This is a genomic window from Pantoea sp. JZ2, assembly GCF_035191405.1.
GTDB lineage: Bacteria > Pseudomonadota > Gammaproteobacteria > Enterobacterales > Enterobacteriaceae > Pantoea > Pantoea stewartii.
On sequence record NZ_CP045247.1, the window covers coordinates 1,515,127 to 1,539,904 of the forward strand.

The window sequence follows — 24,778 nt, forward strand, 5'->3', positions numbered from 1 at the left end:
GTTTCTCTCCTCAGACAAAGCTGACGTCAGTTTCTTTGCGCTTCTTAAAGTGGGTGACAGCAATGGCGGCCATGATGACGGTACCGACCACGATGTTCATGAAGTAGTTGGATACGCCGATCAGGTTGAGTCCGTTCTTCAGAACCGCGATCAGGAAAACCCCCATCAAGGTGCCACTGACGGTGCCCTTGCCGCCCATCAGACTGGCTCCGCCCAGTACGGTTGCCGCCAGCACATCCAGCTCACCACCCACCAGGGCGTTGGGGACGACTTCACCCATGCGGTAGACCTGAACCAGTCCGCCAATCGCGGCCATGGCCCCCAGCCAGCCATAGGCAAAGAGGGAGATCAGGCCAACGCGAATCCCGATACGCCGTGCGGATTCCGCATCGCCGCCCACGGCATAGAGTTGACGACCTAAATGTGTTTTGTTGAGGATCACTGCTGTCAGCGCCGCAATGAGCAACAGGATGAGCAGCGGCAGGCCGAGCTGAAAGGCTTGTCCCTGCCATTCGAACGGCAGCACGTTACGCAGCGTGATCCACCAGTCCGGAAGCTGATACAGGCTGCGTCCACCGGTCACCCACATCAGCAGGCCAAACAGCAGCGACTGCATACTAATGGTGATGATGATGGAGACGACCCGGAGCCAAATGATCAGCCAGGCGTTAATGACACCAAACAGCGTGCCGCAGGCTATCGCCAGTGCAATACTCAGCGGCGCGTTAGCAAACTGGTAATGCACAAACAGCGAGGCGATCAGGTACTGCACCACAGAGGCGACGGCCGCAAAGGAAATATCAATGCCGCCGGTCACCAGCACGACAAACAGTCCGAGGGCGAAAATGCCGGTAACCGCGTAACTCTCGGCCAGATCCAGCAGGTTTTGCACGGTCAGAAACTGGTCGCTGGCGAAGGAGAAAATCACAATGAACAGCAACAATACCCACGTCAGCCAGCCCTGACTGGAATGAGGACGTAAACGGGAAAAATCAGGCATTGATCACCTCCGCCAGTTGCTGTTGCGCTATGCGGTCTGGTTGATATTCGGCCTGGATGGTGCCCTCGCGGAAATGCAAAATGCGGTCGCAGTTGTACCAGACCTCGGGGACTTCATCGGAAATCAAAATGATCGACAGGCCTTCGCGTGCCAGTTCGTGAATAAGTTGATAAATACTCGCTTTTGCCCCCACATCCACGCCGACGGTGGGCGAATCGAGGATGAGCAGGCGCGGCTGCGTCAGGACCCATTTCGCCAGCACAATCTTTTGCTGATTGCCGCCGGACAGCGTTGAGATGGCTAGCTGTGGATCGGCAACGCGCACGCCCAGTTGCTGAATCCACTGAAGAATCAGCTTGTTCTTGCGGTATTCATCAATCAGGTGGAAGCGGTTTTGCAGCTGGTTAAGAATGGGCAGCACCATATTGTCGGCCACCGATTGTTGCTGAATCAGCCCCAGCGTCAGGCGATCCTCAGATACATAGCCAATCCCGGCTTTGATGGCATCTTCATGACTGCGAAAGCGCACGGGTTTACTGTCCAGCCAGATCCTGCCGCGGTCTGGCCGGGTCATGCCGAACAGGGAAAGAGCCAGCTCAGTACGTCCCGATCCCAGCAGACCACACAGCCCCAGCACCTCACCTTCGTACAGCCGAAAATTAACATCGTGGTACTGACCTGCACGGTGCAGGTTTTCCACTTCCAGAATGACCCGATCACCGTTGCGCGTAGGGGTTTTTAACTGATAATCAAGTTTTTGCCCGGTCATCAGCTCGGTGAGATGGTGCGGTGTCATAGCCTGCGCCGGCCAGCAGCCAACCTTGCGGCCATCGCGAATGACGGTTACGCGATCTGATATTTCCAGCACCTCGTCCAGGCGATGGCTGACAAAGACCACACAAATCTTTTTCTGTTTGAGATAGCGTACCGTGCGCAGCAGTTGATTGACTTCGGTACGGGTGAGGGAAGCGGTGGGCTCATCCATGATCACCAGCCGCGCATCCGCCACCAGCGCGCGGCAAATGGCGACCTGCTGTCGCTGAGCGATGGAAAGGTGCGCGACACTGTCGTCAAGATTGAGGTCAAACTGCAGTTCCTCAACAATACGCCGGGCACTGTCAACCAGGGTTTTGCGCTGATGCCAGCCAAATAACCCGCGCAGATTGTGTTCAAATGCGATGTTTTCGGCCACGCTCAGGTTCGGGAACAGGGACAGATCCTGGTAGATGACCTGAATACCAAAGTCTCTGGCCTGCTGAGTCGAGAGGCGGGGCAAGCGGTCTCCGTCACCTAAACGAATTTCGCTGCCACGATCCGGCGCATGTACGCCGGATATCACTTTAATGAGCGTACTTTTGCCACAACCATTGGTACCGGCAAGGCAGTGCACTTCGCCCGCCAGCAAGGTCAGCGAGATATCGCTCAGAGCACGATTCCCCCCAAAGGTTTTCGACAGTTTTTCCAGGGTGATAAGCCTTTGCGGCGCGACCGATTGCATCATTACAGCCCCAGCTTGATCAGGTTAGGCAGGTTAGCTTTATCCAGACTTTCCGTGTTGTTGCCCAGAATGGTGTGCGTTGTCTGATCCACTTTCACCTTGCCCAGGCCGTCAATCGTCATACCGTCCGTAATCGGTTCGTTCTTCTCCACCTTCTCGGCAATACGGATAAACACTTCACCGGCGGTATGTGGATTCCAGATATAGCCGCCCTTGATCGCCTCGCGGTTAACCAGTTGCGCGCCCTGACCCGGACTGAACGCCCCAATGACACAGACCTGATTGGTTTTATTGCGGTTCATAACGGCGCGACCGGCACCAATAGGGCCCTGCGAACCGAAGGCTAAAATGCCTTTCAGATCGGGATACTTAGACATCAGTTCATTGGTGGTACGGATGGACTCGTCCAGGGATTCGCCTACGCCAAATTTGTCCGTAACCAACTGCATGTTGGGATAGTGCTGCTTTTGATAATCCAGCGCGGCATCGGTCCACTGCTGATGAAGCGGCACCGTCAGGCTCCCCACGTATATGGCGTATTTCCCTTCGTCATGCATACATTGCGCCAGCGCTTTCATATGATTGATGCCGTGCGTTGCGGCATCCACTAATTCAAAATCCCAGTTTGCAAACTTCTGGCCTGGCGATTCGTGGGTAATGACTTTGATGCCGGCTTCACGGGCGCGCTGCAAGACGGGCTCAAGCACTTTGGGGTCGTTGGGGACGACGCCGATAATGTCCACTTTCTGGGCAATCAAATCTTCAATGGCACGCACCTGCAGGGCAGGATCGGCTGCGGTCGGCCCCACCATCCAGGCGTCAATGCCGCGTTTGGCTGCTTCGCTTTTAATTCCGGCTTCCATAGCGTTGAACCACGGAATACCACCGATTTTCACCACGATGCCCATGCGTATTTTGTCCGCCGCATGGGACTGAAAAGCCAGTAATGCGAACAACGAACAGGCGATAAGCTGTTTTTTCATAAAGGCTCCATTTAATTATTTATAAGCTGCACAGACTGGGGGCGCTGCGAGCAGTCAATAATATTGACGCCGTTCCAGGCCAGTTCCTGTTCCAGCTCTTTATCTTTCAACTGGTCAGTAATGAGAAAATCCACATCACGGTAATGGCAAATACGCGCGAATGAGGGCCGAAGAAACTTAGAGCTATCCAGTAATAAATGTTTTCGTTCTGCTGCCAGAATCAGCTGTTGTTTTAAATGTGCATGACGTTCATTTCCTTCGCGTAAATAACCGTCATTGCCCAGACTGCTGCATGAAAAAAAGATCTTATTTATTTGAAACTCTTTTAACGGCTGCTCGGTAACAATGCCGTGAAAATCTTCATAACGATCTGAATATTCTCCGCCCAGACAAATGGTGCGAATACTGCCGCGCGCTGCCAGCGTCTGGACAATGCGTAACGAATTGGTTAATACCGTTAATTCAATATCCGGTAATTGCCGTGCCAGATAAAAACACGTGGTACTACTGTCGAGTAATAAGCAGTCGCCCACACTAATAAAATCCAGCGCGCGTTTCGCGATTGCCATTTTGGCGTCAACATGTTCGTTTACGCGTTGACGAAAAGACGATTCAGATTCATTAATCTCGCGATTATTAACCTGTAGCGTTGCACTGTGTCGTTTAGCCGGAACCGCACCACCATGGCTTCGCTGTAAAATACCTTTCTTTTCCAGTTGTGCTAAATCGCGGCGAATCGTTTCCTGAGAAACCCGACATAACGCGGTGAGTTCAGCGACAATAACCCGTCCGTTACACATTAATTCATCGATAATTCTCTGCTGGCGTTCAATCGGCAACATAATGGCCTCCGATGGCTATAAAGTACTGGAAGGCACGCGGCAAAAATGTGGCCTGAGCGTGGGTACGCAGGACCTGTTTTTACAACGCGCATAAAGAGATCTGTGCTGGGTTTTAATGAAACGAAATGAAAGAAATAATATTGTTTAGTGATTTGTCTCACTAAATAAGGGTTATTTAGCGGTCTCAGGATCCGCTGTGAACATTTTATCCTGCATTCTGCAGCGACTCTATCATGCCCGCTTTTGCCCGTTTATGTGTATTTGACCGCTTTGCCTGTCCGGATAGTCCGACGAATCCGATTGAGAGAACGCTGACGAATACGCATGATGACCGCATTGCGCACGACAGGGCGCTACGGCTGTTGCAAAATGGATGTTTTTTAGGCAGTTAGCTGCGCTTGCTGGGCACTTCACAGAATGCGAACGTCGTGACGTGCGCGATTGCGCTATCATCTTCCACTCAGAGAAGTTGGGGCTCGATTTTCTTAATGTGGTACAGGATGAAATCGCTGTTTGCGTTGCCTTTATTCATGGTCGCCGCCGTCCAGGCTGAACCGGTGCAGAAACTGTTTTCTGACTGGCAGTTAACCTGCAATAACGCGGCCTTTTGCGTTGCGCGCAGCACGCAGGGTGACCGTGGTTTGGTGATGACCCTGTCGCGACATGCCGGGGCGGATGACCAGCCCCTGTTACGTATTGATTACGGCAGTGCCTATAGTGGTGCGCTGCCGGGTCCAGCGCTCAAAGATAATCTGCTGGTGGATCAGCGTCGTCTTCGTCCTGATTTCAAGCACTGGGACGTAGAGCCGCATCATCTTGCGACCCGTAACCCGATTGCCATTAACGAATTTCTTGAACTCACCATGGATGCAAAAAATCTGCAGCTGACGTTCAGCGCCAGCCCACAGGTTTCATTGCGTGGCATGAAAGCGGCCCTGTTGTACATGGACGACGTGCAGGGGCGGGTGAATAGCATGAGCGCCTGGGTTCGACGGGGCGAACGCAACGGCGTGCCTGCTGCTCCGGCGATTCCGCAACTGCCACCTCCCATGGCCGCGCCTGCACCGCTGACGCGGGAAGAAACCAGTGGCCTGATCGATTACGGCACCTGGCGGGTTAATTCAGACACCTGTTCGCTCGATCCACTGCGACGCGAAGTCAGCGTCTCGCCGCTGACGGACAAAAAAGCCTTGCTGCTGGTGAGCTGTGAGATGGGGGCGTATAACGTGATCGATCGGGCGTTTGAAGTGACGCGCGCGCCGCCCTATGTGGCACGCGGTGTCAGCCTGACTTTACCCTTTACGCCGCCCGAGGGAGGAGAGCGCCAGCTGGAGCTGATTAATGCGGATTACGATGCGGCAACCGGCCAGCTTTACACCTTTGGTAAAGGGCGGGGACTGGGCGACTGCGGTACAGCGTCCCGCTGGCAGTTTAACGGTGAGCACTTTGTGTTAGCGGAATATGCCGAAGAATCAACCTGCGATGCCTGGCACAGCAGCGATGACTGGCCCACGCTCTGGGTAAGCCAGTCAGCCTCTGCGGATGGCAGCCGTTAAGGAATCGCCTGCACCATCATGGGGGAACCGGTCTGATTGCCCACCAACTCCGCCAGCAGGTTATTTACACCGTCACTCATTGGCGTGAAGCGGGTCAGGGGAGATCGGGTCACCACCACAAAAACGCCCACATTATTCTGCGGCACCATCGCTATATAGGTGATGAAACCCCCGCCACCGCCGGTTTTCTGAATGATGCCCGGACGCCCCTTTGACGGTCCCATATAAACCCAACCCATGCCGAGAGCGTCGGCTTTACCTGGCACGTCCATTCCATCCACCTTGTGAAGCTGATCGCGACGGTAGATTAATGTCTGCAGGCGATCGATCTGTGGCGTGCGGCGATTCACGGAGGAGTTCAGAAACTGCTGCATCCAGCGTCCCATATCATCCGGCGTTGAATAGACGCCACCGCTGCCGATAGCCGCCAGCGTGTTATTACACGGACTGGCTCCTTTTTCCGCCACCATTAAACGGGCGCACTGTTCGGGTGACGGGGTAAACGTGGTGTCCTTCATGCCCAGCGGGCGGGTGATCAGCTGCTGAAACAGGGCCGGATAGGGTTTACCCGCCGCACGTGACAGCGCATCACCCAACAGATCGTAACCCAGGTTGGAATAGGCCGCATTGGTGCCGGGTGCCGCTTTCAGGCTGGCGGTGTTCAGCCAGTTCCAGCGCTCACTTTGCGTAGGCCAGACAAAAACCGGACGATGCGGTTTACCGCCGGGCTGTTCGCGCGGCAGGCCACTGGTATGAGTGGCGAGGTTAATCAACCGAATCGGTTGACCGTCGAAACCAGGGACCCGTTTTCCCGGAGGCGCATACTTACTCAGCGGATCGTCCAGACGAATCTCGCCGCGCTCGGCCATTTTTACCATCACCTCACTGGTCATTAATTTACTGAGCGAGGCAATACGAATTAACGAATCCTTTTGCGGACGAATATTGTTGCCGGGCCGGGTATCACCAAAGCTGGTAAAGACACGCTGATTACCGTCTATTGCCACCAGGGCCATGCCGGTGGCACCACTGGCATAAAAGATATGCTCTGCATAGCGATCGACAATCTGGGAGGCCAGTAAGGGATCGGGCGCAACCTGCGCCGTGCTTTTAAGGGGAAGCAAAGAAACCAGTAAAGCCAGTAAATAAGGAGTGCGCATTTTCAACGGAGAGGGCTTCGCTATAGGAGTCGGGTGAAAACCTATAGTAATCAGTTTAAGGATGACGGGAAGAGCAAAGCACAGTTTTTTTTATTTCAGATTACAGTCAGCTGGCGATGGCGGCCATGGACATCAGCGGGCGGGGGATATGTTTTGCCCCGCAGAGGCCGCCGGACCGAGCCGCTGCACTGGCGGCGTGGCGCGCCGCAGTTCATGGCCGTTTGTACATGCGCCTGGGATGGCCCACTTTGCCATACAGCATTTCTACCGTCAGAAAGCCGGTTTCCACGCAGTGCTCCAGATAGCGACGGGCGGTTGTTTTACTGAGCCCGGTTTCGGCCATCACCTCATCAACCGAAAAAAGCCGCGTGGTGGCTGGCGTAAAAAGTGTCTGGACCCGCGCGAGGGTCGTTTCCTCAATACCTTTGCTGCCGTTATCATGCGGGTAGTTCTTCGCCTGTAGCTGATAAAGGACATCGACATTTTTCTGATCGACAATCTTCCATGTGCGCTGCTGGTCTGCGAAAGCGATAAAGTTGGCAAGCGAGCGGTTAAGCCGTTTCCAGGACACAGGTTTAAGGACGTAATCGAAGGCACCGTTGCGGATGGCCTGGCTACAGGTATCCATATCACTGGCCGCCGTAATAAAAATAATGGAACAGTTTGCGTGGGCCAGCAACGGATCGCCAATCAGGGTGATGCCTTTGCCATCGGGCAGATAATTATCCAGCAATAGCAGCTGTGGCGCACTGATGGCAAGCTGCTGTCTGGCTTCTGCGAGTGACCCGGCGATACCGATCAGCCTGAGTTCAGGGTGTTTACCAATCAGTTCGGCATGAAGCTGAGCCAGTTCAGGCTCATCTTCCACAATCAGGACAGTCACAGGCTCATGTTGCATCGCGGACCTTCTCCGTTTCCGTTACGGGACAGCGGTGGGTTTGCGCGCAGGGGATAAACAGCGAGAAAATGGCGCCACGTGGCACATTGTCGCTGACCTCAATGGTTCCCCCTGTGCGGGTAATATAGCTTTCTGTTAAATACAGCCCGATGCCGTGATCGCCCCGGGTTTTCGTGGTGACGCCACGTTCAAACATGTGTCCGCGGATGGCAGGTGCAATGCCCACGCCGTGATCCGCCACTTCGATGATCAGCTCACGGGCGCTGAGCTTAATCAGCACTTCAACAGGTTCATGAGGCATCGGGGCGCGTTGCGTGGCTTCAATCGCGTTGTCCAGCAAATTGCCAATGACCGAGATCAGTTCAGCCTCTGACAGTGGGGGAAAGGGCTTGTCCATCAGGCATGCGGGATCAAAGTGGAGGATAACGCCTTTTTCTCTGGCGCGTGCCGCTTTGCCCAGTAACAAGCCGCACAGCAGTGGCGAGCTGAAGCGTGCGGAGACAAAGTCCAGCCACTCCTGCTCGTGTTCTGACTGCGCCTCAATGTAGTCAATCGCGTCTTCAAAACGCCCCATGTGCAACAGCCCGGAAAGCGTGTTCATTCGGTTAAGCTGCTCATGCCGCATAATGCGCAGATTATCGACATAACGTTTCACCTGGCTGAGCTGGGCGCTAAGGGAGTCGATGTCGTTAAAATCGCGGAAGGAGATTACCCAGCCCATCAGCGCGTCCTCCAGCATGATACGTACCCGGCTGGCGATGACGGTGAGCGCGTTAAACTGGCTAATCTCATCGTGGGTATCTTTCTCCAGCATCACGGGCTGCGATAAAAAGGGGACGGGCGAAATGATCTGGCTGACAGACTGCCCTCGCAGCGCCTCGGCGGACTGTGAAAGGCCTAACAGCTTTCGGGCGGCCTGGTTGATCACTTCGATCTGCAGGTGTTCATTGATGACAATCACGCCTTCATAGATCGATTCCATCATGGCGTTTTGCTGACGGACCATCAGGCCGATCTCGCGCGGTTCCAGCGAGAAAATCTGTTTTTTAATATTGCAGGTGAAAAACCAGGAGAAAATAAACAGGGCGATAAGCACCAGGGCCGCCACGATCAGCAGGTTGATCATGTTGCTGAACGTGATGGCATCCAGATAGCGGGCGAGATAACCAACGGACACGATACCGACCACCTGCCCGCGATCGTTCAGGATAGGCGATTTGCTGCGCAGGGAGATTCCCAGTCCGCCTGTCCGGATGGTGGTGATACTTTTCCCTGCCAGCACTGCCGCGTTGTCTCCGCCGACCAGGGGTTTGCCAACCCGGTCCGCCGTCACCGAGTGAAAAAGGTGCAGGCCACGGTTATCGCCAATCACCATAAAACTGGCATCGCTTTTCCGGGCAATAGCCCTCATCAGCATATTAATGGCCGGGATATCCCGATCCGCCACCGCTTTTCTCAGTTCCGGAATCAGCGCGATTTCGTCTGCCTGCACCTTCGCGCGCATGCTCATCGCCTGATAAAGCTGCCGGGTGATGCTGACGTAGTAATAGCTTCCCAGTAACACGAACAGGACAGACGAAAAAACAACGAGCGAAAGAAACAGCTTCGTTTGAAATGACAATTTCATGACTGTCACGCGCATTTTGGAATAATAACTTAAATGTATCATCTTTTTAACAACAGACACTACATGCGTTTATCTGTTTGATATTAATGGGATTAAATCGTTTTCAGAGGGCAGGGAAGCGTCAGCAAAGGACAAACAACGGCTGCGGGGAATAAAAACCATAAACACCACGACGATTACCAGGATGCGGATCACGCTCTGGAAATAACACCATTAAAACTTTATGCCAGATACCTTCTCCTTCACGTAATTCCGCTTTTTTTCACGGCATTCTGAAAAAAAACGATGATGCAAAGAGGTTAATAATGCGCTCACCTGATAATTCTTTTCTGTCTGATACGCTGGCCCGTTCACCGCGCAGGAAAACCCTGAAGGAGCAGTGGTGGCATATTATGGATAACTGGAAAGTCGGGATTATCCCTCTTCCTCTGTTTGTGCTGGCCGGTGTGCTCATTGCACTGGACTGCCTGAGCGGGAAACTGGCCAGCGATATCGTCGTCATGGTCGCCACGCTGGCCTTTTTTGGTTTTGCCTGCGGTGAATTTGGTAAACGTCTGCCGGTGGTGGGCCGTCTGGGCGCCGCAGCTATCTGCGCAACCTTTATTCCCTCTGCGCTGGTCTATTACGGGTTACTTCCCGATATCGTGGTGACCTCAACAACGCAGTTCTATAAATCGACCAATATTCTCTATCTCTATATTTGCTGCATCATCGTCGGCAGCATCATGAGCATGAACCGTACGGTGCTGATTCAGGGCTTTCTGCGCATCTTTTTTCCCATGCTGTGCGGTGAAATCGTGGGCATGATTGTCGGCATGGGCGTCGGATTAGCGTTGGGGCTGGAGCCGTTCCAGATTTTCTTTTTTATCATTCTGCCCATTATGGCGGGTGGCGTCGGCGAAGGGGCCATTCCGCTCTCCATCGGCTATGCGGCGTTGCTCCATATGGATCAGGGCGTAGCGCTGGGCCGTATCCTGCCGATGGTGATGCTGGGTGGCGTGACCGCCATTATTATTTCCGGCTGCCTGAACCAACTGGGTAAACGTTATCCGCACCTCACCGGGGAAGGCCAGCTGATGCCGAATGTCACGAACGTTGAGCCCGAGCCGCTGCAGTCCGTTTTTTCCGGTAAAGTTGACGTAACGGCCATTGCCTCCGGGGCGCTGCTTGCGGTGCTGCTCTATATGGTAGGGATGCTGGGGCAGAAGCTGACAGGGCTGCCTGCGCCGGTAGGGATGCTGTTCCTGGCCGTGCTGGTGAAACTGGTCAATGGCGTTTCGCCCCGTATTCTGGCCGGTTCTCAGGTGGTCTATCGCTTTTTCCGCACCGCAGTGACCTATCCCGTCCTGTTCGCTGTCGGTGTGGCCATTACGCCGTGGCATGTGCTGGTCACTGCGTTTACGCTCACCAATCTGCTGGTCATTATCAGCACGGTCAGTGCGCTGGTCGCAACGGGCTTTTTTGTCGGGAAAAAGATTGGCATGCATCCCATTGATGTCGCCATTGTTTCCTGCTGCCAGAGTGGGCAGGGCGGGACGGGCGATGTAGCCATTCTTACCGCCGGTAACCGCATGGGCCTGATGCCGTTTGCTCAGATCGCGACGCGTATCGGTGGAGCCATCAACGTTTCGCTCTCTTTGCTGCTGCTGAGCCACTTTTTAAAGTAACGGTTGTTAAGGTCAGCAAGGCGGCAGGATTAACCACAGCATGCAGGGGCACGGCGAAAAACGTGGTTACCGAAGAAGGTGGGTTTTCAGAAAGCAGCACGCCAGCGTCAGGCTGGCGTGCTGAGAGCAAAACCGCGATCCGGCTGAGGAAGCCGGATCGCGTGAGTGCGAGGATTATGCCGGTTTCAGCAGGGCTTCGGCATGGCTGACGATGTTTTCTATCGTGAAGCCAAACTCCGCGAACAGCTTTTCTGCTGGCGCAGATTCACCGAACGTAGTCATCCCGACAATGGCACCGTCCAGCCCGACATACTTATACCAGTAATCTGCAATGCCTGCTTCCACGGCCACGCGTGCTTTCACAGCGGAAGGCAGCACAGATTCGCGATAAGCCGCATCCTGCGCGTCGAACAGATCCGTTGAAGGCAGTGAAACGACCCGCACCTTATGGCCGCCGGTCGTCAGCTTCGTTGCTGCACCCAGCGTAATCTCCACTTCAGAGCCGGTGGCAATCAGAATGACGTCTGGCGTGCCCTCACAGTCTTTCAGGACGTAACCGCCGCGTTTGATATTCGCCACCTGTTCCGCCGTACGCTCCGGCTGTGCCAGATTCTGACGCGACAGGATCAGGGCGGTAGGCCCATGATGACGCTCAATCGCAGCCTGCCAGGCCACAGCGGTTTCCACCTGGTCGCACGGACGCCAGACGCTCATATTCGGCGTAACGCGCAGGCTGGCAATCTGCTCTACCGGCTGGTGGGTTGGACCATCTTCACCCAGACCGATTGAGTCATGGGTATAAACCAGAATCTGGCGGGCCTTCATCAGGGCCGCCATGCGCGCGGCGTTACGGGCGTACTCGACGAACATCAGGAAGGTCGCGGTATAGGGCACAAAACCGCCGTGGTGGGCAATACCGTTACCAATGGCCGTCATACCAAATTCACGCACACCGTAGTGGATATAGTTCCCGGCCGGATCCTCTTTGATGGATTTCGAACCTGACCAGATGGTGAGGTTACTTGGGGCGAGGTCGGCAGAGCCGCCCAGGAATTCAGGCAGCATTTTGCCGTAGGCTTCCAGTGAATTTTGCGAGGCCTTGCGGCTGGCGATTTTTTGCGGATTCGCCTGCAGATCGGCAATGAATCGGGCAGTTTCCGCTTCCCAGTTTGCGGGCATTTCGCCGTTCATACGCCGCGTATATTCTGCGGCCAGTTCAGGATAAGCCTGCTGATACGCGGCAAACTTATCGTTCCAGGCTTTTTCGCGCGCCGCGCCAGCTTCTTTGGCATCCCACTGCTGGTAAATCTCTTGCGGAATCTCAAACGCCGGATAATTCCAGCCCAGTTGCTTGCGCGTCAGGGCGACTTCTTCTTCACCCAGCGCGGCCCCGTGTGCCTCTTCTTTACCGGCTTTATTCGGTGAACCAAAGCCAATAACCGTGCGGCAGATAATCAGTGACGGCTTATCGGTGACGCTTTGCGCTTCTTTAATTGCGGCTTTAACGGCTTCGGCATCGTGACCATCAATTTCACCGACCACGTGCCAGTTATAGGCTTCGAAACGTTTGTGCGTGTCATCCGTAAACCAGCCTTCGGTCTCTCCGTCGATGGAAATGCCGTTGTGGTCATAGAAGCCGATCAGTTTGCCCAGACCAAGCGTTCCGGCCAGTGAGCAGACTTCGTGGGAAATCCCCTCCATCAGACAGCCGTCGCCCATAAACACATAGGTGAAGTGGTCAACGATATCGTGTTGTGGACGGTTAAACTGCGCAGCCAGCGTCCGTTCCGCAATGGCCAGACCCACGGCGTTTGCCAGACCCTGACCCAGCGGGCCGGTCGTGGTTTCCACGCCCGGCGTGTAGCCAATTTCCGGGTGGCCCGGTGTTTTGGAGTGCAGCTGGCGGAAGTTTTTCAGCTCTTCAATCGGTAAATCGTACCCGGTCAGGTGCAGCAAACTGTAAAGCAGCATTGAGCCGTGACCGTTAGACAGGATAAAGCGGTCGCGATCCAGCCAGGCGGGGTTGGTCGGATTATGCTTGAGGAAATCGCGCCACAGCACTTCGGCGATATCTGCCATGCCCATTGGCGCACCAGGATGACCGGATTTTGCTTTTTGTACCGCATCCATACTTAATGCGCGAATCGCATTCGCCAACTCTCTGCGTGAGGACATAAAGGGTCTCCCTTGTTAAGCATCAGGGCGGGAGTGAGCCCGCCCGGTAAAAGAGGGGAAAAACTACAGGCGCGCCGCCAGCACATCTTCCAGTTTTTGCTGGTCAACGGCGAACTGGCGAATACCGTCTGCCAGTTTTTCGACCGCCATAAGGTCCTGATTATGTTCCCAGCGGAACTCCGCTTCGGACAGCGGCGACGGCTGATGGAAACATTCAGTGGAAGGCTCAAGCTTACGCTCTACGGGCGCCTCGCTGTTCTGCAACTCCTCCAGCAGGTTAGGTGACAGCGTCAGCCGATCACACCCGGCCAGCGCCAGTACCTGTTCGACCTTACGGAAGCTGGCACCCATGATGATGGTGTCATAGCGATGCTTCTTATAATAATCGTAAATACGGCGCACCGATTTCACGCCCGGATCTTCGTCGACGTTATACGGGTCCATGGGCTTGCGGCTGTTGTACCAGTCATAGATACGGCCGACAAACGGCGAAATCAGATAAACCCCGGCTTCGGCGCAGGCGCGCGCCTGGGCAAAGGAGAACAGCAGCGTCAGGTTGCACTGGATACCATTCTTTTCCAGCTCTTCTGCGGCTTTAATGCCTTCCCATGTGGAGGCCAGTTTGATCAGGATGCGAGAGCGATCAATGCCGTGCTCTTCATACATGCGGACCAGCTTTTCTGCTTTCGTGACGCACATGCCACGATCGAAGGAGAGGCGCGCATCCACTTCGGTCGAAACACGGCCTGGTATGCTTTTCAGAATTTCCATACCGAGGTTAATGGCCACTTTATCGCTGGCGTTAATAATCTGCGTTTCTTTGCTGCCACCCTGTTTTTTCGCGTAGTCGATGGCGTCATCAATCAGATGTTTGTAAGGCTGGAGAGCAGATGCTTTCAGAATAAGCGAAGGGTTAGTCGTCGCATCTTGTGGGTGATAATTACGGATGGACTCAATATCGCCACTGTCAGCCACCACGGTCGTGAACTGTTTAAGGGCTTCAAGCTGGTTCATTTCTACACTCCTTGAAAAATACGTTGTAACAAAAGGGAACACCTCTGGCCTCGTGCCCTAATCAGTGCAGACATTACCCGTCGTAGTAACGCCGACTCACCACATTGCAACAGACCAGGTGCAGTGAAAATGCGTTTTCTCTGAATGTTGTGCGATGAGGGTTGCGCGCAACCACCCGAGATGACATTTCTGCGGATAACGACTGTCCAGCCATTAAGGATAGCAGCCATGAAAAATGACGCAGGGTAGACTGTGGCAATCTGTGCGTTAAGAAAGAAGGTTCTTTGAACCGCCTCACCGCTTTGTGATGGTGTGCTTTCTATACTGAACATCCACTTACCTGGCGAAGAAGGATGTTTAATGGATGACCAACTGAAGCAAAGTGCGCTTGATTTTCATCAGTATCCCACTCCCGGAAAAATTCAGGTTTCCCCCACCAAACCTCTTGCCACCCAGCGGGATTTGGCGCTGGCCTATTCTCCTGGCGTGGCGGCGCCCTGTTTAGAAATCGCCGCCGATCCGCTGGCGGCGCACAAGTACACCGCGCGCGGCAATCTGGTGGCGGTGATTTCAAACGGTACGGCGGTACTGGGGCTGGGGAACATCGGCGCACTGGCCGGGAAACCGGTGATGGAAGGCAAGGGCGTTCTGTTTAAGAAATTCGCGGGCATTGACGTTTTTGATATTGAGGTCGACGAACAGGATCCCGATAAGCTGATCGAGGTGATTGCCGCGCTGGAACCCACGTTTGGCGGAATCAATCTTGAAGATATTAAAGCGCCCGAGTGTTTTTATATCGAACAGCAACTGCGGCAGCGCATGAAAATTCCGGTGTTTCATGATGACCAGCATGGCACGGCCATCATCTGTACGGCGGCGGTGCTGAACGGACTACGCATCGTCAACAAGGCTATCGCTGATGTACGGCTGGTGGTGTCAGGCGCGGGCGCATCGGCCATTGCCTGTATGAATCTGCTGGTCGCGCTGGGCTTGCAGAAAGACCATATTCAGGTGTGCGATTCGAAAGGGCTGATTTACCGTGACCGCGAACCCAATATGGCGGCCACCAAAGCCGATTATGCCGTGGAGGATCACGGCAAGCGCACGCTGGCCGACGTGATCGAGGGCGCAGATATTTTCCTGGGCTGTTCCGGACCGGATGTCCTGACGCAGGATATGGTGAAAAGCATGGCGAAAGATCCGCTGATTCTGGCGCTGGCAAATCCCCATCCCGAAATTCTGCCGCCGTTGGCGAAAGCCGTACGGCCGGATGCGATTATCTGCACCGGACGTTCTGATTTTCCTAATCAGGTGAACAACGTGCTCTGCTTCCCGTTTATCTTTCGTGGCGCGCTGGATGTGGGGGCCACCGCCATCAATGAAGAGATGAAGCTGGCGGCCGTACACGCCATTGCCGAACTGGCACAGGCGGAACAAAGCGACGTAGTGGCTTCGGCCTATAGCGATCAGGACCTGCGCTTCGGACCGGACTATCTGATTCCCAAACCCTTTGATCCACGTTTAATCGTGCAGATAGCCCCTGCCGTGGCGAAAGCGGCGATGGCGTCCGGCGTGGCAACCCGGCCTGTGGCTGACTTTGATGCCTACCGGGAGCAACTTACGGAGTTTGTGTATAAGACCAACCTGTTTATGAAGCCGATCTTTTCCCAGGCGCGTAAAGCCCCGAAACGGGTGGTGATGGCGGAGGGCGAAGAGGTGCGGGTGCTGCATGCTACGCAGGAGCTGGTCTCGCTGGGGCTGGCGAAACCCATCCTGATAGGTCGCCCCAACGTGATCGCCATGCGGTTAGAAAAACAGGGGCTAAAAATTGAGGCCGGAAAGGATTTTGAAATCGTGAATAACGAATCCGATCCCCGCTTTAAAGCGTACTGGAATGAGTATTACCAGATGATGAAGCGGCGCGGTGTCACCCCCGAGCAGGCGCAGCGCGCCGTTATTGGTAATCCGACCCTCATCGGTGCCATCATGGTCTACCGTGGTGAGGCCGATGCGCTGATCTGCGGCACCATCGGCGATTATAACGAGCACTACGAGATTGTGGAGCGCGTGCTGGGCCTGCGGAGTGATGTGAAGGTGGCCGGGGCCATGAATGCGCTGTTACTGCCGAATGGCAACACGTTTATTGCGGATACTTACGTCAACGCCGATCCTACACCGGAACAGCTGGCGGATATAACGTTAATGGCGGCGGAAACCGTCCGTCGCTTTGGGATTGAGCCGCGCGTGGCGTTGCTGTCGCACTCCAGCTTTGGCACCTCCAGTGCGCCTGGTGCGCAGAAAATGCGCGATGTGCTGGCGCTGGTGCAACAGCGCGCGCCTGAGCTGGAAATCGACGGGGAGATGCACGGCGATGCGGCGCTGGTGGAAAGCATCCGGCGGGAAATCATGCCCGACAGCCCGCTGAAAGGCAGCGCAAACCTGCTGATCATGCCCAACGTGGAAGCGGCGCGCATCAGCTACAATCTGCTGCGCGTGTCCTGTTCGGAAGGCGTAACGGTCGGGCCGGTGCTGATGGGCATGACCCGGCCGGTGCACGTGCTGACGCGCATCGCGTCCGTGCGCCGGATCGTCAATATGGTGGCGCTGGCGGTGGTGGAAGCGCAGACGCAGCCGCTGTAATCACCCGGGGCGGCGACCCGGGTTGCCGCCCCGGCACGTTCCTGAGCCGGCAGCGTGGATTACTCAGGCAGGTTGAGCCAGTTTTTCACCGGCAGGAAGTCACGGTAGAGCGCGGCCTCGGGTGAGTCAGGTTCAGGATGATAGTTATATTCCCAGCGCACCATGGGCGGCAGGGACATCAAAATGGATTCCGTTCTGCCTCCGGTTTGCAGGCCAAACAGCGTGCCCCGATCCCACACCAGATTGAACTCTACATAGCGACCCCGGCGGTAAAGCTGGAACTGGCGCTCGCGGTCGCCATAAGGCATGTGCTTGCGGCGCGCCACAATCGGCTGGTAAGCGTCCAGAAAGCCCCGGCCGACGGCCTGAATAAGGGCAAAACTTTGTTCAAAGCCCGGCTCGTGGATATCGTCAAAAAACAGCCCACCAATACCGCGTTGCTCGTCGCGGTGTTTCAGATAGAAATAGTCGTCGCACCACTTTTTAAACCGGGGATAGACATCCTCGCCAAAAGGCTGGCAGATATCGAAGGCGGTCTGATGCCAGTGCAGCGCATCTTCTTCAAACCCGTAAAACGGCGTCATATCAAAGCCGCCGCCAAACCACCAGATCGGCTCGGCACCGGGTTTTTCGGCAATGAAAAAGCGCACATTCGCATGACTGGTCGGTACATACGGGTTGTTGGGATGGATAACCAGCGAAACGCCCATGGCTTCGAAACTGCATCCGGCCAGCTCAGGACGATGTGCCGTCGCGGAGGCGGGCATCTGGTCGCCATGAACGTGGGAGAAATTCACGCCAGCCTGTTCAAACACGGCACCATTACGCAGCACACGGCTTCGTCCACCGCCACCGCCGGGGCGTTCCCAGCGGTCTTCAGTGAACTGCGCGCCGCCGTCTTCGGCAGTCAGCTTGCGACAAATCTCATCCTGCAAATCCAGCAGGAACGTTTTTACGCGGGAGATATCAGGCATGGGATAGGCTTCTCTTAGTAAAAATTGGCCGTGATTATAGCTGATCTACTATGACATTCGACGATCATACTCATCAAAGTAGTTAATGATACCTGTGGCGATAGCCGAGGCAATCTTCTGCCGAAAGGCGGTCGTGCCCAGCAACTGCTCTTCGCGCGGATTGGTAATAAAAGACGTTTCCACCAGCACCGAGGGAATGGACGGCGACTTCAGCACGGCAAAGGCGGCCTGTTCGGTATGCTGACTGTGAAGGTGATGCACCGGGCGAATCTGGTCCAGAACGTGTTTGCCCAGGGTCAGGCTGTTTCTGATGGTGTCCGTTTGCACCAGATCGAACAGAATCTGCTGTAAATACTGGTCCTGCTGTTCCACGTTGGCTCCGCCGACCTTGTCCGCGTCATTTTCACGTTTCGACAGGTAACGCGCCATGCTGCTGCTGGCACCCCGATTGGATAACGCGAACACAGAGGCACCGCTGGCATCCGGGCTGGTATAGCCATCCGCATGGATTGACATAAACAGGTTCGCACCGTGCTGATGCGCAATCTCCACCCGCTGGTAGAGCGGAATGAAATGGTCGCTGTCACGCGTCAGGCGGACCTCGATACGCGGATGTGACTGCAGCAGACTGCGCACATTACTGGCGATGTCTAAAACAATGTGTTTTTCTTCGGAACCCTCTTCGCCGACCGCACCCGAATCGATACCGCCGTGGCCCGGATCGAGCATCACGATGCGCTTGCCGTTGTTAACCCGCGGCCTGGGCGACGAGGGTCGGGTAGAGAGCGAAGCCTGCTGTTCCTTCGCCTGCACCGCGCGCGGGGACAATATGGGGAGCGCCAGCCCGGACAGCAGCAGCTGGCGACGATGAATTAAACGTTTGAGTAAGTGCATGTGCATGTCCCTGAGCAATCATAATGCACCGTGTTATAGCGTAACATTATGCCCGGTGCGATCTTTCAACCATTTCAGGTTATTACTTTGTTTTTCAGCCTGGTAACAGGCAATTTCTTTTTTTTTAACGTTGCCGTCAGCAGCCAGGGTTGCACCCGCCGAAGAAAGCGTGATAATCAGCAAATTGAGGTGAACTGCAGGTACAGAAGATGGAAATCCGCACCTTCCGCCAGGAAGATTTTGAAGAAGTGATCACGCTCTGGGAACGCTGCGATTTGTTACGGCCATGGAACGATCCGGAGCTGGACATCGAACGCAAAATGCATCATGACGCCGACCTGTTTCTGGTGGCGGAAGTCGGGGGCGAAGTCGTCGGTACCGTAATGGGCGGTTACGATGGTCACCGTGGCGCGGCTTACTATCTGGCGGTGCATCCGGATTATCAGGGCCGCGGCTTTGCCAATGCCCTGATGAATCGCCTGGAGAAAAAACTCATTGCGCGCGGTTGCCCTAAAATTCACCTGATGGTGCGGGAAGAGAACGACCAGGTCGTTGCCTTCTATGAAAAGCTGGATTATGAAACGGTCGATGTGGTGTTGCTGGGCAAACGTTTAATCGAAGATCGTGAATATTAATTCGGTCTGGCCGCCTGAGGAGTACGACGACAAAGGGCAACTGCGCCTGCCGTTTCTTTTCTGGCTGATTCTGCTATTGCAGTCGCGCACCTGGTGGCTCCTGGTGATGGCCGGCGCGTCACGCCAGCAGGGAAACGATCTTCTGGCCCTTTTCTATCCGGATCGCCAGGCGTTCTGGTCAGGACTGGTGTTGGGTCTGCCAGCGCTGTCGGGGCTGTTGCTCACGGGCTACCGGTCGCGTTTACCCCGAGTGTGGCGCAGCTGGCGCCTGGTGCTGGTGGTATCGTTAGGGGCGAATTTGCTCTGGCAGAGCGTACAACTCGTCCAGACCGATCTGCTCAGCTCACCGTTGCCGCTGCTGTTTACGCTGTTTGATCTGCTGGCACTGCTGTGGTTACTGATCAGTATCCGGCTTCGCGCCTGCTTTTTGCCGCCACACGATCCCGAATAAACTTTTTGCCGCTTTGCGACTCCAATCCGTTTTGCCCAGGTCTATTTATTAACAGGAGTTTTCATGAAAGCTGTTCGTTACACGATACTGACGGTGGCCATGCTGGTCAGTGGGTGTGCCAGTTCCTCCGGCCCTGACGCCAACAGCAGCCAGCAGGTACGCTGGTGGAATCCATTGAGTTACCACTGGGCTTCTGCGCTGCCATGGAACTGGTTTGGTCCTTCACTGACGATCAGCGATCAGGGCGTTGGTGGGATCAACAGTGCCACGGCGATGAACGAATCGGCCATCAAAGACGGGCTTAAGGGCAACTACGATCTGCGTCAGGGCATGCGTGGCCAGAACGGTCAGGTGGTGTCCTTCTGGCAGGCGATGAAGGACGGTCAGGTTAAGCTGGTCATCTATGGTCAGTCACAGGTTGACCGCATTGAGGTGACGGACAACGACATCGCCAGTGCCGACGGCAGCAAAATTGGCGATGCGTTTAGCGCCAGATATGACAAAGCCTTTAATAACTGCATTGTGGCTGCCGGGTTAGACAATCATGACGTCGAATGCCGTGTGCCTGGCAGCCCGCATCTACGCTATGTTTACAGCGGGACCTGGCACGGTCCGGAAGGATTACTGCCCGCCGATGACACGCTGAAAAGCTGGAAACTCAGCAAGTTCGTCTGGCAGCGTTAAGCTCCGTAATTTTTGCCTCCCGCAGGGCGTTCAGTGCGCCCTGCCAACCCAATTCTGTTTTTGCGCATTCTTTTCCCGCCGCCTTATGCCTTTTTCGACTTTGAAATCAACAAACGATATATAAAACCGTTACGGGTTTACGCTGAGTTATAAATAAACTGCTGTATCTGCGGATGAGATCTGCATCAAATTTCTTCAGGGTGAACCATGACCTTCAAAGCGATGAAAAAAATCGTGAGCGGAATCGCGCTGTCGCTGGGCCTTGCTGGCGCCGCGCACGCCACAGAGCTGTTAAACAGCTCTTATGACGTTTCACGTGAACTGTTCGTCGCCCTGAACGCGCCTTTTGTCAGCCAGTGGGATGCGCAACATCCGGACGATAAACTCACCATCAAAATGTCGCATGCGGGTTCTTCTAAACAGGCGCTGGCCATCCTGCAAGGGCTGCGTGCCGATGTGGTGACCTATAATCAGGTGACGGATGTACAGGTGCTGCATGACAAAGGCAAACTGATCCCGGCCGACTGGCAAACGCGCCTGCCGAATCACAGTTCACCGTTTTATTCCACCATGGCGTTTCTGGTTCGCAAGGGTAACCCTAAGCAGATTCATGACTGGTCCGATCTAACCCGTGACGACGTGAAGCTGATTTTCCCGAATCCGAAGACCTCGGGTAACGGGCGTTATACCTATCTTGCCGCCTGGGGTGCCGCAGAGAAAGCGGACGGCGGCGACCAGGCAAAAACGCGCGCCTGGATGACACAGTTTCTGAAAAACGTCGAGGTTTTCGACACAGGCGGACGCGGCGCCACCACCACCTTTGCTGAACGCGGTTTAGGGGATGTGCTGATCAGCTTCGAATCGGAGGTCAACACCATTCGTAATCAGTACGGTAAAGAGGATTACGAAGTCGTGGTGCCAAAAACCGATATCCTGGCGGAGTTCCCCGTCGCCTGGGTCGATAAAAACGTTGAACACAATAAAACAGCCGACGCGGCGAAGGCTTATCTGACCTGGCTGTATTCGCCCGAGGCACAGAAAATCATTACGGACTTTTATTATCGCGTGAACAATCCGCAGCTGATGGAGCAGCAAAAAGATCGCTTTCCAGCCACACAGCTGTTTCGGGTTGAAGACGTATTTGGTAGCTGGAATAACGTTATGAAAACCCATTTCGAAAGTGGCGGTGAACTGGATCAACTGTTAGCGGCGGGGCGTGGATAATGTTTGCAGCCAGCCAAAAACGTGTTTTGCCCGGTTTCGGCCTGAGCCTGGGCACCAGTCTGCTGTTTACCTGCCTGATTCTGCTGCTGCCCATCAGCGCCCTCATCATGCAGTTGTCGCAGATGACATTGCAGCAATACTGGGACGTGGTGACCAATCCCCAGCTGATTGCAGCCTATAAAGTGACGCTGCTGTCGGCCGGCGTTGCCTCATTGTTCAATGCCCTGTTTGGCATGCTGATGGCCTGGGTTTTAACGCGTTATCGCTTCCCGGGTCGCACGCTGCTGGATGGTTTAATGGATTTGCCCTTTGCATTGCCAACCGCCGTCGCAGGGTTAACCCTGGCCGGTCTGTTTTCGGTAAACGGCTGGTACGGTCAATGGTTTGCTCATTTCGACATTAAGATTTCCTACACCTGGATTGGTATCGCGCTGGCGATGGCCTTCACCAGTATCCCGTTTGTTGTCCGGACGGTGCAGCCGGTGCTGGAAGAGTTAGGTCCGGAATACGAAGAGGCGGCGCAGACTCTGGGCGCAACGCCCTGGCAAAGTTTCCGTCGCGTTGTGCTGCCGGAAGTGGCTCCGGCGTTGCTGGCGGGCACTGCGCTGTCGTTTACCCGCAGCCTGGGCGAGTTTGGCGCGGTGATCTTTATCGCGGGCAATATTGCCTGGAAAACAGAAGTGACCTCACTGATGATTTTTGTCCGTCTGCAGGAGTTTGATTATCCGGCCGCCAGCGCCATCGCGTCGGTCATTCTGGCGGCGTCGTTGCTGCTGCTGTTTGCCATTAATACCTTACAGAGCCGCTTTGGCCGTCGTCTGGGAGGTCACTGATGGCCGATATTTCGCAACTCAATCATGCCGATCGCCAGCCCGTAAACTGGGGTAAATGGCTGCTTATCGGCACGGGTGTGCTGATCTCGGTGCTGCTGCTGGTGGTGCCGATGGTCTCCATCTTCTGGGAAGCGCTGCACAGCGGGCTTGGCCTGACTCTGCGTAACCTGACCGACAGCGATATGCTGCACGCGATTTGGCTGACCGTACTGGTGGCGCTGATTACCGTGCCGGTTAATCTGGTCTTCGGCACCTTGCTGGCCTGGCTGGTCACCCGCTTTACGTTTCCTGGTCGCCAGCTGTTGTTAACCCTGTTTGATATTCCGTTCGCGGTCTCGCCGGTTGTGGCTGGCCTGATGTACCTGCTGTTCTGGGGCATTAACGGTCCGGCAGGCGGCTGGCTGGATGCCCACAATATTCAGGTGATGTTCACCTGGCCGGGTATGGTGCTGGTCACCGTCTTCGTGACCTGTCCGTTCGTGGTTCGCGAACTGGTGCCGGTCATGCTGAGCCAGGGCAGTCATGAAGATGAGGCTGCGGTGCTGTTGGGCGCGTCGGGCTGGCAGATGTTTCGCCGTGTGACGTTACCGAATATTCGCTGGGCAATGCTGTACGGCGTGGTGCTGACCAATGCCCGCGCCATTGGCGAGTTCGGTGCGGTATCTGTGGTATCCGGCTCCATTCGCGGCGAAACCTACACTTTGCCGCTTCAGGTCGAATTACTGCATCAGGATTACAACACGGTGGGTGCCTTCACTGCCGCCGCGTTGCTGACCGTCATGGCCATCCTGACCCTGTTTTTGAAAAGCATTGTGCAGTGGCGCTTAGAGCAGCAGCACAAACGCCTGCAACTGGAGGAAAATCATGAGCATTGAGATTAAACAAATCAACAAATCCTTTGGTCGCACAGCGGTGCTGAACGATATTTCACTGGATATCCCGTCGGGCCAGATGGTGGCGTTGCTGGGGCCGTCCGGTTCCGGTAAAACGACCCTGCTGCGTATTATCGCCGGGCTGGAGCATCAGAACAGCGGCCAGATTCGTTTTCATGAGTATGACGTCAGTCGCCTGCATGCCCGCGATCGTAAAGTCGGGTTTGTTTTTCAACACTATGCGCTGTTCCGCCATATGACCGTGTTTGACAACATTGCCTTTGGCCTGACCGTGCTGCCGCGTCGTGAGCGGCCATCCAGTGCCGAAATCAAAAATCGTGTAACACGTCTGCTGGAGATGGTGCAGCTGTCGCATCTGGCAAACCGCTTTCCGGCTCAGCTCTCGGGTGGTCAGAAGCAGCGCGTGGCGCTGGCAAGAGCACTGGCCGTCGAGCCGCAAATTCTGCTGCTGGATGAGCCTTTCGGTGCGCTGGATGCCCAGGTGCGTAAAGAGCTGCGCCGCTGGTTACGCCAGCTTCATGAAGAATTAAAATTCACCAGCGTGTTTGTCACGCACGATCAGGAAGAGGCAATGGAAGTTGCCGACCGCGTCGTGGTGATGAGTCAGGGCAGCATCGAGCAGGTGGGCACGCCGGATGAGGTCTGGCGCGATCCGGCGACGCGCTTCGTGCTGGAATTCCTGGGCGAAGTTAACCGCTTTGACGGTGAGGTTCATGGTTCCCAGTTCCATGTCGGGGCGCATCACTGGCCGTTAGGCTATACCTCCGCCCATCAGGGCGCGGTTGATCTGTTCCTGCGTCCCTGGGAAATTGATGTTTCGCGTAAAAGCAGCCTGGAAACCCCTTTACCGGTACAGGTCCTTGAGGTGAGTCCGCGTGGCCATTTCTGGCAGTTGGTCGTTCAGCCTGCGGGCTGGCAGAGCGAACCTTTCTCGCTGGTGTTCGACGGTGACCAGACCGCGCCACTGCGCGGCGAGCGCCTGTTTGTCGGGCTGCAACAGGCCCGGCTCTATCAGGGCGCCACGCCATTGCGGGCAGTTGCCTTTGCGCACAGCGCCTGATATTTTCTTTTTCACGCAGGGCGGGACAATGTCCCGCCCTTTTTTAATGTTTATACCGCCATACCTCAGG

Annotated in this window: 21 protein-coding genes; 10 read left to right on the top strand and 11 right to left on the bottom strand. The window is 55.2% G+C overall.

The window, feature by feature from the left end:
• Window positions 1-10: 10 nt before the first annotated feature.
• From GC087_RS07555 to GC087_RS07570, 4 genes are read right to left on the bottom strand one after another with little or no spacing between them, the layout of a single operon-like run.
• Window positions 11-1,000: an ABC transporter permease gene (locus tag GC087_RS07555; RefSeq protein WP_324030210.1), complete on the bottom strand. Its 990-nt coding sequence runs from the start codon at window positions 998-1,000 to the stop codon at window positions 11-13.
• Entirely contained in the window at window positions 993-2,498 is a 1,506-nt protein-coding gene (locus tag GC087_RS07560) for a sugar ABC transporter ATP-binding protein (RefSeq protein WP_110268322.1), read from the bottom strand. The genes GC087_RS07555 and GC087_RS07560 overlap by 8 nt, the downstream gene beginning before the upstream one ends.
• A 2-nt stretch (window positions 2,499-2,500) precedes the next feature.
• The gene (locus tag GC087_RS07565; RefSeq protein ID WP_324030211.1) at window positions 2,501-3,481 is read right to left on the bottom strand and encodes a substrate-binding domain-containing protein; all 981 of its coding nucleotides are present in this window, start codon (window positions 3,479-3,481) and stop codon (window positions 2,501-2,503) included.
• 11 nt (window positions 3,482-3,492) lie between these two features.
• Window positions 3,493-4,323, bottom strand: coding sequence for a DeoR/GlpR family DNA-binding transcription regulator (locus GC087_RS07570; RefSeq protein ID WP_006118387.1), 831 nt, complete (start codon window positions 4,321-4,323; stop codon window positions 3,493-3,495).
• Window positions 4,324-4,811: 488 nt separating this feature from the next.
• Between GC087_RS07570 and GC087_RS07575 the strand changes: the two genes are divergently transcribed.
• A complete protein-coding gene (locus GC087_RS07575) occupies window positions 4,812-5,879 on the top strand; it encodes a DUF1176 domain-containing protein (protein WP_205958709.1) in 1,068 nt (355 codons plus the stop codon).
• On the opposite strand, the gene ampH is transcribed toward GC087_RS07575, so the two are convergent.
• The 3 genes from ampH to GC087_RS07590 all read right to left on the bottom strand — a co-directional run bounded on the left by ampH (window position 5,876) and on the right by GC087_RS07590 (window position 9,564).
• Window positions 5,876-7,039 carry a D-alanyl-D-alanine-carboxypeptidase/endopeptidase AmpH gene (gene ampH / locus GC087_RS07580; RefSeq protein ID WP_170317965.1) on the bottom strand — a complete coding sequence of 388 codons (1,164 nt, stop codon included), beginning with the start codon at window positions 7,037-7,039 and terminating at the stop codon, window positions 5,876-5,878. The genes GC087_RS07575 and ampH overlap by 4 nt on opposite strands.
• A gap of 211 nt (window positions 7,040-7,250) precedes the next feature.
• Window positions 7,251-7,937 (bottom strand): response regulator, encoded by a 687-nt coding sequence (locus GC087_RS07585; protein WP_054633367.1) that lies wholly within the window; start codon window positions 7,935-7,937, stop codon window positions 7,251-7,253.
• Complete coding sequence (locus GC087_RS07590) at window positions 7,927-9,564, bottom strand: ATP-binding protein (protein WP_324030213.1); 1,638 nt, start codon at window positions 9,562-9,564, stop codon at window positions 7,927-7,929. The genes GC087_RS07585 and GC087_RS07590 overlap by 11 nt, the downstream gene beginning before the upstream one ends.
• Window positions 9,565-9,869: 305 nt before the next feature.
• On the opposite strand from GC087_RS07590, the gene GC087_RS07595 reads away from it, so the two are divergent.
• Window positions 9,870-11,231, top strand: coding sequence for a 2-hydroxycarboxylate transporter family protein (locus GC087_RS07595; RefSeq protein ID WP_033740821.1), 1,362 nt, complete (start codon window positions 9,870-9,872; stop codon window positions 11,229-11,231).
• Between the two features lie 174 nt (window positions 11,232-11,405).
• Here the strand turns inward: GC087_RS07595 and tkt are convergent, their stop codons facing one another.
• On the bottom strand, window positions 11,406-13,406 hold the full coding sequence (tkt, locus tag GC087_RS07600) for a transketolase (protein ID WP_033740817.1): 2,001 nt from the start codon (window positions 13,404-13,406) through the stop codon (window positions 11,406-11,408).
• 63 nt (window positions 13,407-13,469) lie between these two features.
• The gene (gene tal, locus GC087_RS07605; RefSeq protein WP_324030215.1) at window positions 13,470-14,420 is read right to left on the bottom strand and encodes a transaldolase; all 951 of its coding nucleotides are present in this window, start codon (window positions 14,418-14,420) and stop codon (window positions 13,470-13,472) included.
• Between the two features lie 360 nt (window positions 14,421-14,780).
• On the opposite strand from tal, the gene maeB reads away from it, so the two are divergent.
• Complete coding sequence (maeB, locus tag GC087_RS07610) at window positions 14,781-17,060, top strand: NADP-dependent oxaloacetate-decarboxylating malate dehydrogenase (RefSeq protein ID WP_033740813.1); 2,280 nt, start codon at window positions 14,781-14,783, stop codon at window positions 17,058-17,060.
• A 59-nt stretch (window positions 17,061-17,119) separates the two neighbouring features.
• On the opposite strand, the gene hemF is transcribed toward maeB, so the two are convergent.
• Complete coding sequence (gene hemF / locus GC087_RS07615; protein ID WP_033740812.1) at window positions 17,120-18,034, bottom strand: oxygen-dependent coproporphyrinogen oxidase; 915 nt, start codon at window positions 18,032-18,034, stop codon at window positions 17,120-17,122.
• A 48-nt stretch (window positions 18,035-18,082) separates the two neighbouring features.
• Entirely contained in the window at window positions 18,083-18,928 is an 846-nt protein-coding gene (gene amiA / locus GC087_RS07620; protein WP_324030217.1) for an N-acetylmuramoyl-L-alanine amidase AmiA, read from the bottom strand.
• Between the two features lie 209 nt (window positions 18,929-19,137).
• Here amiA and GC087_RS07625 point away from each other — a divergent pair, with 209 nt between their 5' ends.
• The 7 genes from GC087_RS07625 to cysA all read left to right on the top strand — a co-directional run bounded on the left by GC087_RS07625 (window position 19,138) and on the right by cysA (window position 24,708).
• Entirely contained in the window at window positions 19,138-19,563 is a 426-nt protein-coding gene (locus tag GC087_RS07625) for a GNAT family acetyltransferase (protein WP_006117810.1), read from the top strand.
• Window positions 19,553-20,014 carry a DUF2919 domain-containing protein gene (locus tag GC087_RS07630; protein ID WP_324030219.1) on the top strand — a complete coding sequence of 154 codons (462 nt, stop codon included), beginning with the start codon at window positions 19,553-19,555 and terminating at the stop codon, window positions 20,012-20,014. Before GC087_RS07625 ends, GC087_RS07630 begins: the two co-directional genes overlap by 11 nt.
• A gap of 63 nt (window positions 20,015-20,077) precedes the next feature.
• Window positions 20,078-20,698 (top strand): RpoE-regulated lipoprotein, encoded by a 621-nt coding sequence (locus tag GC087_RS07635; protein WP_006117808.1) that lies wholly within the window; start codon window positions 20,078-20,080, stop codon window positions 20,696-20,698.
• 207 nt (window positions 20,699-20,905) lie between these two features.
• The gene (locus GC087_RS07640; RefSeq protein ID WP_058701235.1) at window positions 20,906-21,922 is read left to right on the top strand and encodes a sulfate ABC transporter substrate-binding protein; all 1,017 of its coding nucleotides are present in this window, start codon (window positions 20,906-20,908) and stop codon (window positions 21,920-21,922) included.
• Window positions 21,922-22,755, top strand: coding sequence for a sulfate/thiosulfate ABC transporter permease CysT (cysT, locus tag GC087_RS07645; RefSeq protein ID WP_006117806.1), 834 nt, complete (start codon window positions 21,922-21,924; stop codon window positions 22,753-22,755). Before GC087_RS07640 ends, cysT begins: the two co-directional genes overlap by 1 nt.
• Window positions 22,755-23,630 (top strand): sulfate/thiosulfate ABC transporter permease CysW, encoded by an 876-nt coding sequence (gene cysW / locus GC087_RS07650; RefSeq protein WP_006117805.1) that lies wholly within the window; start codon window positions 22,755-22,757, stop codon window positions 23,628-23,630. Before cysT ends, cysW begins: the two co-directional genes overlap by 1 nt.
• Window positions 23,620-24,708, top strand: coding sequence for a sulfate/thiosulfate ABC transporter ATP-binding protein CysA (cysA, locus tag GC087_RS07655; protein ID WP_205950625.1), 1,089 nt, complete (start codon window positions 23,620-23,622; stop codon window positions 24,706-24,708). Before cysW ends, cysA begins: the two co-directional genes overlap by 11 nt.
• The last annotated feature ends 70 nt before the right edge of the window (window positions 24,709-24,778 follow it).

Excerpts from the sequence above, each read along its gene's own strand:
- tkt (WP_033740817.1), bottom strand. The coding sequence starts at position 13,406 with ATGTCCTCACGCAGAGAGTTGGCGAATGCGATTCGCGCATTAAGTATG.
- amiA (WP_324030217.1), bottom strand. The coding sequence starts at position 18,928 with ATGCACTTACTCAAACGTTTAATTCATCGTCGCCAGCTGCTGCTGTCC.
- GC087_RS07595 (WP_033740821.1), top strand. The coding sequence starts at position 9,870 with ATGCGCTCACCTGATAATTCTTTTCTGTCTGATACGCTGGCCCGTTCA.
- GC087_RS07560 (WP_110268322.1), bottom strand. The coding sequence starts at position 2,498 with ATGCAATCGGTCGCGCCGCAAAGGCTTATCACCCTGGAAAAACTGTCG.
- GC087_RS07590 (WP_324030213.1), bottom strand. The coding sequence starts at position 9,564 with ATGAAATTGTCATTTCAAACGAAGCTGTTTCTTTCGCTCGTTGTTTTT.
- GC087_RS07570 (WP_006118387.1), bottom strand. The coding sequence starts at position 4,323 with ATGTTGCCGATTGAACGCCAGCAGAGAATTATCGATGAATTAATGTGT.
- tal (WP_324030215.1), bottom strand. The coding sequence starts at position 14,420 with ATGAACCAGCTTGAAGCCCTTAAACAGTTCACGACCGTGGTGGCTGAC.
- cysW (WP_006117805.1), top strand. The coding sequence starts at position 22,755 with ATGGCCGATATTTCGCAACTCAATCATGCCGATCGCCAGCCCGTAAAC.
- GC087_RS07635 (WP_006117808.1), top strand. The coding sequence starts at position 20,078 with ATGAAAGCTGTTCGTTACACGATACTGACGGTGGCCATGCTGGTCAGT.
- cysA (WP_205950625.1), top strand. The coding sequence starts at position 23,620 with ATGAGCATTGAGATTAAACAAATCAACAAATCCTTTGGTCGCACAGCG.
- GC087_RS07640 (WP_058701235.1), top strand. The coding sequence starts at position 20,906 with ATGACCTTCAAAGCGATGAAAAAAATCGTGAGCGGAATCGCGCTGTCG.
- GC087_RS07625 (WP_006117810.1), top strand. The coding sequence starts at position 19,138 with ATGGAAATCCGCACCTTCCGCCAGGAAGATTTTGAAGAAGTGATCACG.
- hemF (WP_033740812.1), bottom strand. The coding sequence starts at position 18,034 with ATGCCTGATATCTCCCGCGTAAAAACGTTCCTGCTGGATTTGCAGGAT.
- GC087_RS07585 (WP_054633367.1), bottom strand. The coding sequence starts at position 7,937 with ATGCAACATGAGCCTGTGACTGTCCTGATTGTGGAAGATGAGCCTGAA.
- ampH (WP_170317965.1), bottom strand. The coding sequence starts at position 7,039 with ATGCGCACTCCTTATTTACTGGCTTTACTGGTTTCTTTGCTTCCCCTT.
- GC087_RS07575 (WP_205958709.1), top strand. The coding sequence starts at position 4,812 with ATGTGGTACAGGATGAAATCGCTGTTTGCGTTGCCTTTATTCATGGTC.
- maeB (WP_033740813.1), top strand. The coding sequence starts at position 14,781 with ATGGATGACCAACTGAAGCAAAGTGCGCTTGATTTTCATCAGTATCCC.
- GC087_RS07555 (WP_324030210.1), bottom strand. The coding sequence starts at position 1,000 with ATGCCTGATTTTTCCCGTTTACGTCCTCATTCCAGTCAGGGCTGGCTG.
- cysT (WP_006117806.1), top strand. The coding sequence starts at position 21,922 with ATGTTTGCAGCCAGCCAAAAACGTGTTTTGCCCGGTTTCGGCCTGAGC.
- GC087_RS07565 (WP_324030211.1), bottom strand. The coding sequence starts at position 3,481 with ATGAAAAAACAGCTTATCGCCTGTTCGTTGTTCGCATTACTGGCTTTT.